Origin of the sequence: Brachybacterium sp. AOP43-C2-M15, from assembly GCF_052446295.1 — a bacterium.
Taxonomy (GTDB): domain Bacteria; phylum Actinomycetota; class Actinomycetes; order Actinomycetales; family Dermabacteraceae; genus Brachybacterium.
On record NZ_JBQSWB010000003.1, the window covers coordinates 261,750 to 276,347 of the forward strand.

General features: G+C 73.4%; 10 protein-coding genes. 9 read left to right on the forward strand and 1 reads right to left on the reverse strand.

Going from position 1 to position 14,598, the window contains the following annotated elements; all coding sequences use genetic code 11:
* Positions 1 to 23: 23 nt before the first annotated feature.
* From glpX to ACT3SP_RS05005, 9 genes are all read left to right on the forward strand, one after another.
* The gene (glpX, locus tag ACT3SP_RS04965; protein WP_444586133.1) at positions 24 to 1,010 is read left to right on the forward strand and encodes a class II fructose-bisphosphatase; all 987 of its coding nucleotides are present in this window, start codon (positions 24 to 26) and stop codon (positions 1,008 to 1,010) included.
* Between the two features lie 84 nt (positions 1,011 to 1,094).
* Positions 1,095 to 1,784, forward strand: coding sequence for an NUDIX hydrolase (locus tag ACT3SP_RS04970; protein ID WP_444586134.1), 690 nt, complete (start codon positions 1,095 to 1,097; stop codon positions 1,782 to 1,784).
* Between the two features lie 30 nt (positions 1,785 to 1,814).
* The gene (locus tag ACT3SP_RS04975) at positions 1,815 to 3,062 is read left to right on the forward strand and encodes a M20 family metallopeptidase (protein ID WP_444586135.1); all 1,248 of its coding nucleotides are present in this window, start codon (positions 1,815 to 1,817) and stop codon (positions 3,060 to 3,062) included.
* Positions 3,063 to 3,195: 133 nt separating this feature from the next.
* Positions 3,196 to 4,404 (forward strand): glycosyltransferase family protein, encoded by a 1,209-nt coding sequence (locus tag ACT3SP_RS04980; RefSeq protein ID WP_444586136.1) that lies wholly within the window; start codon positions 3,196 to 3,198, stop codon positions 4,402 to 4,404.
* The gene (locus ACT3SP_RS04985; RefSeq protein ID WP_444586137.1) at positions 4,394 to 5,680 is read left to right on the forward strand and encodes a glycosyltransferase; all 1,287 of its coding nucleotides are present in this window, start codon (positions 4,394 to 4,396) and stop codon (positions 5,678 to 5,680) included. Before ACT3SP_RS04980 ends, ACT3SP_RS04985 begins: the two co-directional genes overlap by 11 nt.
* Positions 5,677 to 6,942, forward strand: coding sequence for a glycosyltransferase family 4 protein (locus tag ACT3SP_RS04990; protein WP_444586138.1), 1,266 nt, complete (start codon positions 5,677 to 5,679; stop codon positions 6,940 to 6,942). Before ACT3SP_RS04985 ends, ACT3SP_RS04990 begins: the two co-directional genes overlap by 4 nt.
* Positions 6,942 to 9,005, forward strand: coding sequence for an ABC transporter ATP-binding protein (locus ACT3SP_RS04995; RefSeq protein ID WP_444586139.1), 2,064 nt, complete (start codon positions 6,942 to 6,944; stop codon positions 9,003 to 9,005). Before ACT3SP_RS04990 ends, ACT3SP_RS04995 begins: the two co-directional genes overlap by 1 nt.
* Positions 9,002 to 11,785 carry a phosphotransferase gene (locus ACT3SP_RS05000; RefSeq protein WP_444586140.1) on the forward strand — a complete coding sequence of 928 codons (2,784 nt, stop codon included), beginning with the start codon at positions 9,002 to 9,004 and terminating at the stop codon, positions 11,783 to 11,785. Before ACT3SP_RS04995 ends, ACT3SP_RS05000 begins: the two co-directional genes overlap by 4 nt.
* Positions 11,782 to 13,221, forward strand: coding sequence for a UDP-glucose dehydrogenase family protein (locus ACT3SP_RS05005; RefSeq protein ID WP_444586141.1), 1,440 nt, complete (start codon positions 11,782 to 11,784; stop codon positions 13,219 to 13,221). The genes ACT3SP_RS05000 and ACT3SP_RS05005 overlap by 4 nt, the downstream gene beginning before the upstream one ends.
* Before the next feature lie 499 nt (positions 13,222 to 13,720).
* Here the strand turns inward: ACT3SP_RS05005 and ACT3SP_RS05010 are convergent, their stop codons facing one another.
* Positions 13,721 to 14,359 carry a hypothetical protein gene (locus tag ACT3SP_RS05010; protein WP_444586142.1) on the reverse strand — a complete coding sequence of 213 codons (639 nt, stop codon included), beginning with the start codon at positions 14,357 to 14,359 and terminating at the stop codon, positions 13,721 to 13,723.
* Positions 14,360 to 14,598: the final 239 nt, after the last annotated feature.

Sequence of the window (14,598 nt, forward strand, 5' to 3'; positions counted from 1 at the left end):
GTCCACGACACGAGGGAGACCCCATGACCACCCCTGCCCCCACCGCCCCCGACCGCAACCTCGCGCTCGAACTGGTCCGCGTCACCGAGGCCGCCGCCATCGCGGGCGGCCGCTGGGTGGGCGCCGGCGACAAGAACCGGGCCGACGGCGCGGCGGTCGACGCGATGCGCTCCTTCATGGACACGGTGCGCATGAACGGCACCGTGGTCATCGGCGAGGGGGAGAAGGACGAGGCCCCGATGCTGTTCAACGGCGAGACCGTGGGCGACGGCACCGGCCCCGACGTCGACGTCGCCGTGGACCCGATCGACGGCACCCGGCTGACCGCCATGGGCTACAACAACGCCCTGGCGGTCTTCGCGGTCGCGGAGAAGGGGAGCATGTACGACCCCTCGGCCGTGTTCTACATGGAGAAGATGGTGGTGGGCCCCGAAGCGGCCGAGTTCGTGGACCTGCGCCTGCCCGTCGAGCAGAACATCAAGCTGGTCGCCAAGGCGCTGGACAAGCCGGTCCACCAGGTCACCGTGTGCGTCCTCGAGCGCGCCCGCCACGAGTCGCTGGTCCAGGAGATCCGCGAGGCCGGAGCGCGGGTCAAGTTCATCATGGACGGTGACGTGGCCGGGGCGATCGCGGCGGCCCGCGGCGCGGGCGTGGACATGCTGCTGGGCACCGGCGGCACCCCGGAGGGCATCATCGCCGCGTGCGCCGTCAAGGCCACCGGCGGCATGATCCAGGGGCGCCTGGCCCCGACCGACGACGCCGAGAAGCAGAAGGCGCTCGACGCGGGGCACGACCTCGACCGGGTGCTGACCACGAGCGACCTGGTCACCTCCGACAACTGCTACTTCGCCGCCACCGGCATCACGGACGGCGACCTGCTGCGCGGCGTGCGCTACCAGCACCACCGCATCATCACCGAGTCGATCGTGATGCGCTCGACCTCCGGCACGGTGCGGCTGGTCGAGGCCGAGCACCAGCCGGACAAGTGGGACCGCTGGCTGAAGGGCTGAGCCCCGACCGCACGGTCGACGGCTACCTGTGAGTCGCCTCGCGGTTGGTGTCAGCGTGACCATAACCGGGCATATCGTGGACACATGCCATCCTCCGCATCCGAGATCCACGTCGCCGTCGACCTCGTCGTCCTCACCCTCCGGGAGGGGGCGCTCAGCGTCCTGCTGATCCAGCGCGACGACGAGCCCCACCGCGGGGCCTGGGCGCTGCCCGGCGGCTTCATCGAGCACGGCGAGGAGCTCGAGGCCGCGGCCTACCGGGTCCTGGCCGACGAGGCCTCGCTGGGCAGCGGCGCCGTGCACCTCGAGCAGGTGCGGACCTTCGGCGCCCCCGATCGCGACCCGCGCGGGCACGTCGTGTCGGTGGCCTTCATGGCCCTCGGTGCGAACCTGCCCGATCCCCGCCGCGGCGACGACGTGGCCGACGCCCGCTGGTGGGCGCTCGCCGACCTCACCGAGGTCGCGCTGGCCTTCGACCACGCCACGGTGCTCGACTGCGCGATCGAGCGAGCCCGCAGCAAGCTCGAGTACACGACCCTCGCGGTCACCTTCCTGCCCGAGGAGTTCACCGTCTCGCAGCTGCGCGGGGTCTACGAGAGCGTGTGGGGCACGACCCTGGACGCCGGCAACTTCCACCGCAAGGCCACCCGCACCGACGGCTTCCTCCACGAGCTCGACCGGCACGCCGCCCCCACCGGCGGCCGACCCGCCCGCCTGTACCGGGCCGGGAAGGGCGCCTACCTGATGCCGCCGCTGCTGCGCGCCGGGGCGTGAGCGGCCCCGACCTCGTGCCAGGATCGGGGCGTGACCGACGACGCCGCTCTCCCGCACCCCGCCGCGCCCGCCTCTGAGGACGCGGCACTCGCCGCCGCCTACGCGGCCCGCCGCGAGGACGTGCACGCTCTCGCCCGCGCGATCCACGCCGAGCCGGAGACCGCCTTCGAGGAGCATCGCGCCCACGACCGCTGCGCCGACCTGCTCGAGGCCGCGGGCTTCGCCGTCGAGCGCGGCATCGCCGATCTGCCCACCGCCTTCCGCGCGAGCGCCGGCACCGGGAGCCTGGTCGCCGCGCTGTGCGTCGAGTACGACGCACTGCCCGGCATCGGCCACGGCTGCGGGCACAACCTCATCGCCGGCGCCTCGATCGGCGCGGCCCTCGCCCTGCGCGGGCACCTCGACGCGCTCGATCTGACCCTGCACGTCATCGGCACCCCGGCCGAGGAGCACGGCGGCGGCAAGCAGCTGCTGCTGGACCGCGGCGCTTTCGACGGCGTGCACCTGTCGCTGATGAGCCATCCCACCCCGCACACGGGCACCTACGACGTGCTCGGCTCGACCAGCCAGTCCGTCGGCCGCTGGCGCGCGACCTACACCGGCCGCGGCGCCCATGCGGCCGCGAATCCGACCGACGGGATCAACGCCAACGACGCCGCCGTGATCGCCCAGGTCGCCGCCGGTCTGCTGCGCCAGCGGGTGAAGGACGGCCAGCGCCTCGCCCTGGTCCCGCAGCAGTCCGGGGTCACCAACATCGTCCCCGAGACCGCCGTGGTCGACCTCGAGTGCCGGGCGCTGACGATGCCCGAGTTCGAGGAGCTGCGCGGCCGGCTCTTCTCGTGCCTCGAGGCGGGCGCCGTCGCGACCGGTGCCTCCCTGGAGATCACGACGACCGAGCCGATCTACGAGCCGCTGCTCCAGGACGAGGTGCTCGGGACCGCCTGGAACGCGGCGATGCGGAGGCTGGGCAGGCCGCTGGAGGGATCGCTCGGCGTCATGGCCGCCTCGACCGACATGGGCAACGTCTCCCAGCGGCTGCCCTCCCTGCATCCCTTCGTCGGCATCACCGGTGCGGACGGCGCGCTGCACACCCGGGAGTTCGCCGCCCATGCCGCCTCCGCGGAGGGGTACCGGCTGATGGACGACGCCGCGGTCGCGATGGCGCAGGTGGTCCGTGCCGTCGCGGCCGACAGCGCCTCCCGCGCCGCGATCCGGGACCGTGCCGCGCAGCTGGCCGCCCTCGCCGCACGCCCGGCCGAGGAGCAGCGCCCCGGCTGAGGCCTCCGGCTCCCTCATCGTTCCAGGTCATGCCCACGAGGCATCGCATGAGAGTCCCCTCATCGGCGACTCATCGTCGGCTCATCGCCTCTTGCCATCGTTCTGATCGTCACCGAACGACCAGGAGGGCCCGATGGACACCACGATCGCGCTGTACTCCCACGACTCCGTGGGACTCGGCCACGCGCGGCGCAACCGCGCCCTCGCCCATGCGCTGGCCGCGCAGCTGCCCGCCCTCACCGGAGGCGGCGTGCGCGGACTGCTCATCGCGGGCCATCCGGATGCGAGCCGCGACACGCTCCCCGAAGGCTGGGACTGGCTGGTGCTGCCGGGGATGACCCGCACCCGCGGCGGCTACGGCGCCCGCCGTCTCGGTCTGGAGGCCGACGCCCTGCGCGACCTGCGCAGCGCCACCATCGATGCCGCGCTCACCGCGCTGCGCCCCGACCTGTTCATCGCCGACCGCCATCCCTTCGGCATCGACGGGGAGCTCGCGCCGGTGCTCGCGAACCTCCGTGCCCGCGGCACCGCCACCGTGCTCGGCCTGCGCGAGGTGCTGGACTCCCCGCGGGTCGCCGCCGCCGAATGGGACTCCCTGGGCGGCGGCGAGCACGTGGCCTCGCTCCTGGACGCGATCTGGGTGTACGGCGACCGGCACGTCTACGACCCGCGCCTGACCGGGGAGCTGCCGCCGGCGCTGGCACGCCTGGCCACCCCCACCGGCTACCTCTCCCACGGCCGCCCCGCCGGTCGCCCCGCGACGCCCGGCCGCACCTCCCCGAAGCCGCCCCCGCCCTACGTGCTCACCGTGCTCGGCGGCGGCTCCGACGGCGTGGCCACGGCCCGTCTCGCGGCGAGCTCCCGCCCCCCGGCGGGCCACCGCCACCTGCTGGTCACCGGCCCGCAGATGCCCGAGCAGGAGGCCGGCGAGATCCGCGCGCTGGCCGCGGCGAGCGGCGAGGCCGTGTCGGTGGCGCGCAGCGCCCCCGACGTCCCCGAACTGATCGCCGACGCGGCCTCCGTGGTGTGCATGGGCGGCTACAACACGATGGCCGAGGTGATGGCCACCGACACCCCTGCCCTCGTGATCCCGCGCAGCCGGCGCCGTCAGGAGCAGCCCCGCCGCGCCCGCGCCCTCGCCGCCGTCGGCGCGGTCGAGACCCGCGACGCCGACCTCGTCACCACCGAGGACATCACCGCGTGGTGGCACCGCTCGGTCCGGGGCCGCGTGGATCGCGGCCACCTCGACCTGGACGGCCTCGGCCTCGTCCCCTCGCTCGCCGCCGAGCTGCTGCGCTCGTCGGCTCCCGCTCACCCGGAGGTGTCCTGCCATGTCAGCTGACCGAACCCACCGCATCGGGTACGTCCTGAAGATGTACCCCCGCTTCTCGGAGACGTTCATCGTCTCGGAGATCCTGGCCCGCGAGGCCGCCGGCGAGGAGATCGTGATCTTCTCCCTGCGCCCCCCGACCGACGCCCGCTTCCATCCCGAGCTGGCCCGCGTGCAGGCCCCCGTCATCCAGGTGGGCCGCTCCTCCAGCCCACGGCGGCTGTGGGAGGTGTGGGGTGCGGCGATGGCCGATCCGCAGCTCGCCGTCGGACTCTCCGCGCAGCTGCCCGAGCTGGTCGCGGCCGGGGTCGACGACGCCGAACAGGCCCTGGCCCTCGCGATGGCGGCCCGGGAGCACGGCGTCACCCATCTGCACGCCCACTTCGCCTCGATGGCGACCACCGTGGCGCGGCTGGCGGGCCTGGTCGCCGACCTGCCCTACTCCTTCACCGCCCACGCCAAGGACATCTTCCATCGCGACGTGGAGGACGAGGACCTCGCCCGGAAGCTGCGCGACGCCGACCACGCCGTCACCATCAGCGGGTACAACCTCGCTCACCTGCGCGAGCGCTTCGGCACCCGGGGCACCGCCCGGCTGGAGCTGGTGCGCAACGGGCTGGAGCTCGAGCGCTTCCCCTATCGTCGCCGCGCCGGGCTCCCTCCGGTGCCGCGGCTGCTCGGGGTGGGTCGCCTGGTGGAGAAGAAGGGCTTCGACCAGCTGATCGACATGGTCGGCGCCCTGCGCGCCGAGGGTCGCGAGGTCGAGGCCGACATCGTCGGCGACGGCCCGCTGCGCGAGGACCTCGACGCCAGGATCCGCGAGCTCGGCCTCACCGAGCACGTCCGGCTGCTCGGCCCGCGCACCCAGGAGGAGGTGCGGCTCCTGCTCGACGAGGCGGACCTGTTCGTGGCCCCCTTCGTGATCGGCGCCGACGGGAACGCCGACGGGCTGCCCACCGTGCTGCTCGAGGCGATGGCCACCGGCATCCCGTGCGTCGCCGCCGCCGTCACCGCCGTCGGCGAGGTGATCCTCGAGGGCCGCACCGGCTGGCTGGTCCCCACCGGGGACACCGCAGCGCTGACCGGCGCCGTCCGTGAGGCGCTGGACCCCGCCACCGACCGCGGCGCCCGCACCGATGCCGCCCGCGACCTGGTCGTCGAGCGCCACGACTCCCGTGTCCAGGCCCGACGCCTGCGCGAGCTGGCCGAGCGTTCCGCGCACCGCAACATCCGCACCCAGCCGCTCCCGGCGCTGCCGCCCACGATCCTGGAGGGGAGCCTGTCATGAGGATCGCCTACGCCCTGCTCGACCCCGGCATCGGGGTGTTCGGCACCAAGGGTGCCTCCGTCCACGTCCAGGAAGTCATCCGTGCGCTGCGCGCCGACGGCCACGAGGTGAGCGTCTTCTGCACCCGGACGAACGATGACGTCCCCTCGGACCTCGCCGATCTCGAGGTGCACCGCCACCGCCTGCCGAAGGGCACCGGCGCCGAGCGGGAACGAGCCGTCGTCGCGGCGTCGGCCGCGATCGCCGAGGAGATCGCCGCCGGCGATTTCGACCTCGTCTACGAGCGCTACTCCCTGTTCTCCGACGTCGCCGCCCGCCTGACCGCCCCCGCCGCCCCGGGCGGCCGCGCGACCCCCGCCGCTGCCGCCGCCGGCGCGGTGCGGGCGATCCCCTCGATCCTCGAGGTCAACGCCCCGCTCATCGACGAGCAGCGGCACCACCGCAGCCTCGCCGACGAGGCCGGCGCCCGCGCGGCGACCCACCGCCAGCTGCGCGGGGCGAGCCTCGTGACCTGTGTGAGCGGGGCCGTCGCGGAGTGGACCCTCACCGAGGGCGCCGACCCCGCCCGCGTGGTCGTCACCCCCAACGGGGTCAACACCCGCCGCATCACCCCGCGGCCGGCCGTCCCCGCGACGCGGCCGCAGACGCTGCCGGAGAAGACGCCGCCCACGAATGCCGTGCCCGAGGGGCCGGTGACGGTCGGCTTCGTCGGGACCCTCAAGCCCTGGCACGGCACCGACCTGCTGCTGCGTGCGATCGCCCGCACCGACGAACGCCTGCGCCTGGACGTCTGCGGCACCGGTCCCCAGCAGCCTGAGCTCGAGCAGCTCGCCGCCCGTCTCGGCATCGCCGACCGGGTCCGCTTCCGCGGGGCCGTCGCCCCCGAGCAGGTGCCCGAGGTGCTGCACGGGATCGACATCGCCGCCGCCCCGTACCCCGCCGGTGAGCACTACTTCTCCCCGCTGAAGGTCTACGAGTACCTCGCCGCCGGCCTGCCCGTGGTGGCCTCCGCGATCGGCACGATCCCCGAGCTGCTCGGTCACGGCGCGCTCGGCGTGCTGGTCGAGCCCGGGGACGTGGACGCGCTCGCCGCCGCCCTCGACGACCTCGCGGCCGACCCGGCCTGTCGGGCTCGCCTCGCCGCGGACGCCCGCGAGGCGGCCGTGAGCGAGCACGACTGGCAGATCCGCTGCCGCGAGCTGCTGCAACGGCTCGAGATCGATCCCGTGGCGGCCCCTGCCCTCAGAGAGGTGCTCCTGTGATGGCTGTCGGCACGTCCCGAACCGGAATCACCCGTCCCGCCGCGACCGGCCCGGACCCCGCGCCGAGCCCGGACCCCGCGCCGAGCCCCGAGAGGCGGTCCTGGCCGCGCCGCCTCCTGGGCAGGTCCCGGCTGCCCCGCACGCAGCGCCTGGACCCGTCGGCCCTGCGCCGCACCCTGCGCATCATCCGCCCGCACCTGCCCCGCCACCTGCTGCTGTGCCTGGTGGGCATGATCGGCCTGCTGCTCGACGTCGCCTTCCGGGTGCTCGAGCCGTGGCCGCTGAAGTACGCGGTCGACGCGGTGACCGCCGCCCTCGGTGCCGAGCTGCCCGGGGACGCGTCCCCCTTCGGACTGAACATCCAGCAGACCGTCATCGCCGCCGCGCTCGGCCTGGCGGTCATCATCGCCGGCCGCGCCCTCTCGAACTACCTGGCCACCGTGTCCTTCGCGAAGGTCGGGGCGCGCATCGCCACCGAGCTGCGCACCCGTGTCTTCGACCACGTCCAGGCGCTGTCGCTGCGCTACCACTCCCGCGCCTCGATCGGCGACACCTCCCAGCGCCTGGTCGGGGACGTCGGCCGCCTGCAGGACGTCGCGGTCACCGCCGGCCTGCCGCTGATCGGGAACGTCCTGACCCTCGCCGTGCTGCTGATCGTGATGGTGGTCCTCGACCCGCTGCTCTCCGGCATCGTCATCGCCACCGGGCTCGCCTACCTGCTGCTCTCGCGCCGCTCCTCGCCGAAGATCGTGCGCGCCTCCCGCTCCACCCGCAAGGGCGAGGGGTCCCTGGTGGGCGCCGCCGCCGAGGCGCTCGGCGCGATCCGCGTGGTCCAGTCCTACAACCTCGAGAAGGCCGTCGCCCACGAGTTCGCCGGCGGCAACGAGAAGGCGATGAAGGCCGGGGTCCTGGCCAAGCGGCTCGCCGCCGGTCTCGAGCGCGCCACCGACGTGCTGGTGGGCATCGCCCAGGGCACGGTGCTGGTCGTCGGCTGCCTGCAGGTGCTGCGCGGGGCCATGTCCCCCGGGGACATGGTGCTGTTCCTGACCTACCTGAAGATCGCCATGAAGCCGCTGCGCGACATGGCCAAGTACACCGGTCGGATCGCCCGCGCCTCCGCCTCCGGGGAGCGCATCGCGGACCTCCTGGACGAGGAGGTCGAGATCGTCGACCCCGCCCGCCCGGTGCCGATGCGCGACCTGCGCGGCACCGTCGAGTTCGCGGGCATCACCTCGCCCGACGGGCACGGCCGTCCCCTGTTCGACGGGCTGGACCTGCGCATCCCCGCCGGTCAGCACCTCGGGATCCTCGGCCCCTCGGGCGGCGGGAAGTCGACGCTGGTCTCCTACCTGCTGCGACTGGCCGAGCCGGCGCAGGGCAGGATCCGCGTGGGCGGGTACGACACCCGCTCGGTCGCGCTCGCCGACCTCCGTCGCCACGTCGCGATCCTCCCGCAGGAATCGGTGCTGTTCACCGAGACGGTGCGCGAGAACATCCGCTTCGGCCGACGGGACGCGACCGACGCCGAGGTCGAGGAGTCCGCCCGCCGCGCCGGCGCCCACGACTTCGTGCTCGGCCTGCCGGAGGGCTACGACACCGTGCTCGGCAATCGCGGCGACACCCTCTCCGGTGGGCAGCGGCAGCGGATCGCGATCGCACGGGCCATGATCCGCCGCGCCCCCGTGGTGGTGCTCGACGAGGCCACCACGGGCCTGGACCCGGCCTCCAAGGCACAGGTCAACGAATCGCTCCGCGAGCTCGCCCGCTCCCGCACCACGGTGTCGATCACCCATGACGCGACCACCGTGGCCGGGCTGGACCGGGTGCTGTGGCTCGAGGACGGCCGGATCCTCGAGGACGGCTCCCCGCAGGAGCTCGCCGCGGATCCCGACTCGCGCTACTCGCGCTGGATCGTCGAGCAGCGCAGCTCCGAGGAGGAGACGGACGTGGGGACCGACGAGAACGCCGCGGACGAGAGCGCCGCGGGCGAGAACCCCGTGGACGAGAACTCGTCGGCGCCCGCACCCCGTCCCGCGACGACCGATCAGGAGGTCGCACGATGATCGCCCCGACTAGCCCGACCAGCCCGACCAGCACGACCAGCCCGTCGGCCCCGAACCGGTCCCCGCTCGAGCACCTGCTCGCCCACGCGCGCCTCGACGGTGCCGCGTCGCTGCTGGATCCTGCGCGGCTCTCGACCCTGCTGGGTCGCGAGATCGCCCTGGACCGGGTGCGGATCAAGCCCGCCGCCTCGGTGCTGGTCTCCTACCGTGCTTCGGGCTCGACCTCGACCTCGACCTCGACCTCGGGGCGTGGCGCGGTGCCCACCGCGGCGACCGGCGGGGGCCCCGAGCACGCCGGCGGCGGTGCACCCGTCCCGGGCGAGGCCCTGGCCGACGTCGGCTGGGCCCTCCTGGTCGCCTCCTCCGACAAGCGCGAGAACCTGCTGCGCCGCGCCGCGAAGACCGGGATCGACGTGCGCGAGCACGATCGGCGGCAGCGCGGGGCGGAGGAACCCGGGGTCCGGGCCCACGAGGACCTGGGGACGGGTCCGTTCCTGCTCAGCGGCGGGCTTGACAGCGACCCGCGGCTGGGTCGCGAGATCGACCGCGTGCTGCGCAGGCAGCCCGCCGGCTCCGCGCCGCGGGTGCTCAGCTACAACCCCGGCCGCCACGCGATGCTGCTGCTGCCCGCGAGCGGCGAGGTGCTGCGGGTGGCCGCCCGACCGCTCGACGACATGCTGGCCGTGGGCATCCACTGGCGCGAGCTGGGCCTGCCCACGCTCGAACAGCACCGCTGGAGGAACCGACCCCGCGTGCTGGCGGGCGCTCGCTGGGGGAGCGGAGACCTCGCGGGCCTCGCCGCCCATCCGCGCTCCATGCCCGCCGCCGCCCGGCTGGGCGAGATCATCGCCCGCCTGCACGACGCCGACGTCTCCGGACGCGACCTGCCCCCGGCCCGCATCGGTGAGCAGGTCCCGGTCACCACCGAGGCCGTCGCCGATCTGCTGCCGCAGTGCGCGGACCGCATCGAGGACCTCTCCCGCCGCCTGCGCGGGATGCTCCCGGAGAGCGAGGAGCAGGTGCTGATCCACGGCGATCTCTCCCCGGACCAGGTGCTGGTCTCCGTCGACGAGACCGCCCTGCCCGGCCGGGGACGCCTGCCCCTGCGGGTGGTCGACCTGGACCGCTCCGGCCTGGGCCCCGCCGGCGCGGACCTCGGCTCCTGGCTCGCCACCTGCCTGCTGGCCGACGTCGAGGAGCAGGCCAGTGCGTTCCTCGAGGGGTACGCGAGGCGTCGCGCCCTGCCCGCCCCCGAGGTGCTGGCCGCCTGGACGGCACGGGCCCTGCTCGCCGCGGCCCTGGACCCGCTGCGCCGATACCGCGAGGACTGGCTGCCGCGCATCGAGCGTCGACTGGCGCTCGCCGAGGCCGTGCTGGACCGGCCGCCGCGGCTGAGCCCCGCGCCGTCGGCCGCCACGTCGCCCCCTGCGTCGGCCGCCGCCCCGTCGGCTCCGACGCCGACCGCCGAGGCGGAACGAGCACCTCTGGTCCCCCTCCGCATCGAGCACGAGGGCCGAGTGCTCACCGTGCGGCGTGCCTGGGCCGACGACGGACGGGGTATGCCGCTCGAGCTCACCGACGAGGAGCCGGCCCTCGCCGCGGCCTCGGGGCACCGGCTCCGCGGCGCCCGCCTGGACCCGTCGACCGGACGCACCACCGTCTTCGCGCCCGGCACCGATCCGCGCCTGCCCGGCCTGGCCCGGGTGCTCACCGCACACCCAGGGGCCGAGCTGGTCTCGCATCGCCCCGGCAAGCGCGCCGTGGTCCGCACCGAGGACGCGGAGGGACAGGCACGGTTCGTGAAGATCGTCCGCCCCGGCCGGGCCGCACGCCTGCTGGCCGCCGTCGAACGCGCCGCGGCCTTCCAGGGCCCCTTCCGCACGGCCGCGGTGCTCGCCGCCGACGAGGACACCGTCACCTTCGCCGCCCTGCCCGGACAGCTCCTGCACTCCGGCCTCCCCGTCGAGGGCGGCACCTGGGGCCGGGCCTGGCGGGAGACGCTGGAGGCCTGGTCCGCCGCCGTGGCGAGCTCGCGGACCGAGCTCCGGCGCGGCGGGAGCGCCCTCGCGCCCGGTGCGGCGGCCGGCAGCGGCGCAGCGGGCGCCGCCGTCCACGGACCGTCGGCCGAGGCGCAGGTGCTGACGGACTGGTGCGAGCGTGCCGCGAGCGCCGACCCCGCCGGAGCCGGAGCACGTCGGCGTGCCGTCGCCGCGGCGCAGCGCGAGCTGACCCGGCTCGGCCAGGTGGGGCGCCCCGCGCTGATCCACCGCGACCTGCACGACAAGCAGATCCTGTGGCAGGAGGGGACGGCGCCGGCCCTGCTGGACGTCGACACCGCCGCCGTCGGCGATCCCGCCCTCGACGCGGGCAACCTCCGGGCGCATGCGACCTGGCGCGCCCTGCAGGGTCTCTGGTCCCCGGAGCAGGTCGCCGTGGTCCACGCGGAGGTCGACCGGGCCGCGGCCCGCAGCGACCTCGATCCCGAGGCGCTGGCCGCCTACGAGACCGCGACCCTCGCCCGGCTCACCTGCGTCTACGCCTTCCGACCCCGGTGGCGGGCGCTGGCCCGTGAGCTCGCCGTCTCCCTCGATCCCGTCCCCGGCCCCGAGCGGGCCCCTCGCGCCTCGGACAGCAGGGGCGTCGGCCCGACCCCCTCGTCCGTCGGCCCCACCTCCTCGAGCGCCGAGCCCGGCTCCTCGACCGACCTCCCCGCACCCGCGGGCGATCCCACCCCGTGGGGCGGCGCCGCCACCCCTCTCGAAAGGAGCATGTCGCGATGACCCTCACGCTCTCCGTGATCGGAACCGGATACCTCGGAGCGGTCCATGCCGCCTCCATGACCGAGCTGGGCCACGACGTGATCGGCCTGGACGTCGACGCGGCACGCATCGCCGCGCTGCAGGAGGGGCGCGCCCCCTTCCACGAGCCCGGCTTCGAGGAGGTGCTGCAGCGCGGCTTGGAGTCCGGACGACTGCGCTTCACCACCGACTACGCCGAGATCGCCCGGGCCGACGTGCACTTCCTGGGCCTCGGCACCCCTCAGCGTGCGGACGGCTTCGGGGCGGACCTCTCCCACCTCGAGGCCGCCGTGGACGCGCTCGCCGAGGTGCTCCCGGCCCGTGCCGGGGCCCGCACCCTGGTGGTGGGCAAGTCCACGGTCCCCGCGGGCACCGCCCGACGGCTCGCCGCCCGTCTCGAGGCCATCGAGGGCATGCAGCTGATGTGGAACCCCGAGTTCCTGCGCGAGGGCTTCGCCGTGCGCGACACCCTGTCCCCGGACCGGCTCGTCTACGGGGTGCACGACCCCGTCGCACCGGATGCCGAGCAGGCCGTCGCGATGCTCGACGAGGTCTACGCCCGGATCCTCGAGCGGGAGACCCCGCGCCTGGTCATGGGCTACGAGGCCGCGGAGCTGGTGAAGGTCTCCGCCAACGCCTTCCTCGCCACCAAGATCTCCTTCATCAACGCCGTCTCCGAGATGTGCGAGGCCACCGGTGCGGATGTCACCGACGTGGCGCGGGCGATCGGGATGGACGACCGGATCGGGTCGAAGTTCCTCCGCGCCGGCGTGGGATTCGGCGGCGGCTGCCTCCCCAAGGACATCCGTGCCTTCATGGCCAGCGCCGAGGAGCACGGGGTGGCCGAGTCGCTCGGCTTCCTCCGCGAGGTCGACGCCGTCAACGGCCGCCGCCGCGCCCGGGTGGTCGACCTGGCCTCCGAGATGCTCGGTGACCTGGACGGACGCCGGATCACGGTGCTCGGCGCGGCGTTCAAGCCCGACAGTGACGACGTGCGCGACTCTCCCGCCCTCGACGTGGCCGGCCGGCTCCTGGCCGCCGGCGCGCAGGTCACCGTCACCGACCCCGCGGCGCTCGAGAACGCGCGGGGCCGACTCGGGGACCTGGTCGAGCTCGAGCAGGACACCGCCGTCGCACTGCGCGGGGCGGAGCTGACGGTGCTGCTCACCGAGTGGTCCGAGTACCGCGAGCTCGACCCGACCTCGGCATCGTCCTTGGTCGCGGAGCCGCGCATGATCGACGGTCGCAACGTGCTCGAGCCGCAGCAGTGGCGCGAGGCCGGGTGGGAGATCCGCTCGCTGGGGCGCGCGAACACCGTCCCCGCCCCGCGCGTCGCCGTGCCCGACGCCGCAGCCGTCTCCGCGGAGGCCGACCTCGCGGATGTCGACCCCGCCGTGGTCCAGCCCGCCCTGGTCTGAGGGGCGGACGGGCCGGGCGGCGGGCAGTGCCGGCCCGGTCCGTCGTCCGGTGCGGGGCCGGCACCCGTCGGGGTCAGGCGGGGAGGGCCTGGGCCCCTGCGGTCCCGAGGACATTGCCCGGCGGCCCTCCTTGAGCGCTCCGACCAGGCCCAGCGCCAGGCCGAGCACGAGCCAGCCGACCAGCCATAGCAGGTCCCCGGACGGGTCGATCCAGCCGCCGCCGATCGCGCCGCGGAAGGCGTCCACGGGGTGGGTCATCGGCAAATGCAGATCGATGACGTGCAATAACTCCGATAGTCTCGCCAAGATACGTTCACTTCGGTTTGCAGTGTGGCGCGCAGTCTACTTCGACGTGAAGAGCGGAGTCTATTTACGATTTCGGAACGCCACGTATACGATAATCGAACAGACGGCGAGGATGGAAATTCCCAGCAGCGCGACCTCTTGTGCTCCAAGTGCGAAAAAATCCTCGCCCATCTCGGCAGATCAACCTTTCCAATTAGCCCTTCGGCCATTGATCGAGAAATGTCCCATTGCCTGTCACCTGGAGCCCCTGAGTAGTGCGTCTGTCATTTCCGACAATGAACTTTGCAGTCCAGTCGGTCTTGCAGGTCAAGATGCCTCCAGAAAGGCTGTGGTAAGAGTTGCCTTCCACGGTGCGGATTCCGGGCAGGAAGTTCGAGCTGCTACCCCAGCAATTGTTGACTCTCGTAACCTTGGCGCCGGAGTTATCAAAGTTCGCCTCTGTTGTCACGGAGGCGTACTTTACGCCAGCAACCTTCCAATTGAGCGTCACGTAGGCGCGATTCCCGGTAGCCATCGTGTCGATTGTTCCGGGGGGTGCCCCAGCTCCGGAGATTCGATCAACTTCCAACTCTGGATAATCTGAGGACAGGTCGTCGGCCAGTTCTGGGACGCCGAATCTCGGGTCGGTAGCGATCTCGATAATCTTGTCCTTCTCCGCATCGCTCATTCCGTCGAGTCGGGGATCCTGTTTTGCGGTGCGTATAGAAGTCGTGGAAAAGAGTTGATCGACCGAGTCCGGGGGTGCGGGGTCAGCGATGGCCGGAGCTGCTCCAAGCGCGAACGCGGCGATGATCGTGTAGATGCATGCCCGTCTCAGAGACTTCATTGTCATGCCAGCCCATCTGTATAAGCAGTCGGTGACCTCGTCGCCCAATGCACCGTACTGAGCGCAGTCTCGGATGTCAAAAGCGTGGCGTACGGGGATCCGGTTCGTGGGATCGGGTTGTGGATGGCGGGAGCGGACCGCTATGAGTACTGGCATCCGATGGAGCTGGAAGGATCGGGGGCACGGCCCCATCCCGCTCCGGCGCGGATCTTGTCGAGCGGAGGGCGCGCTCGAAGGGGTCGGCA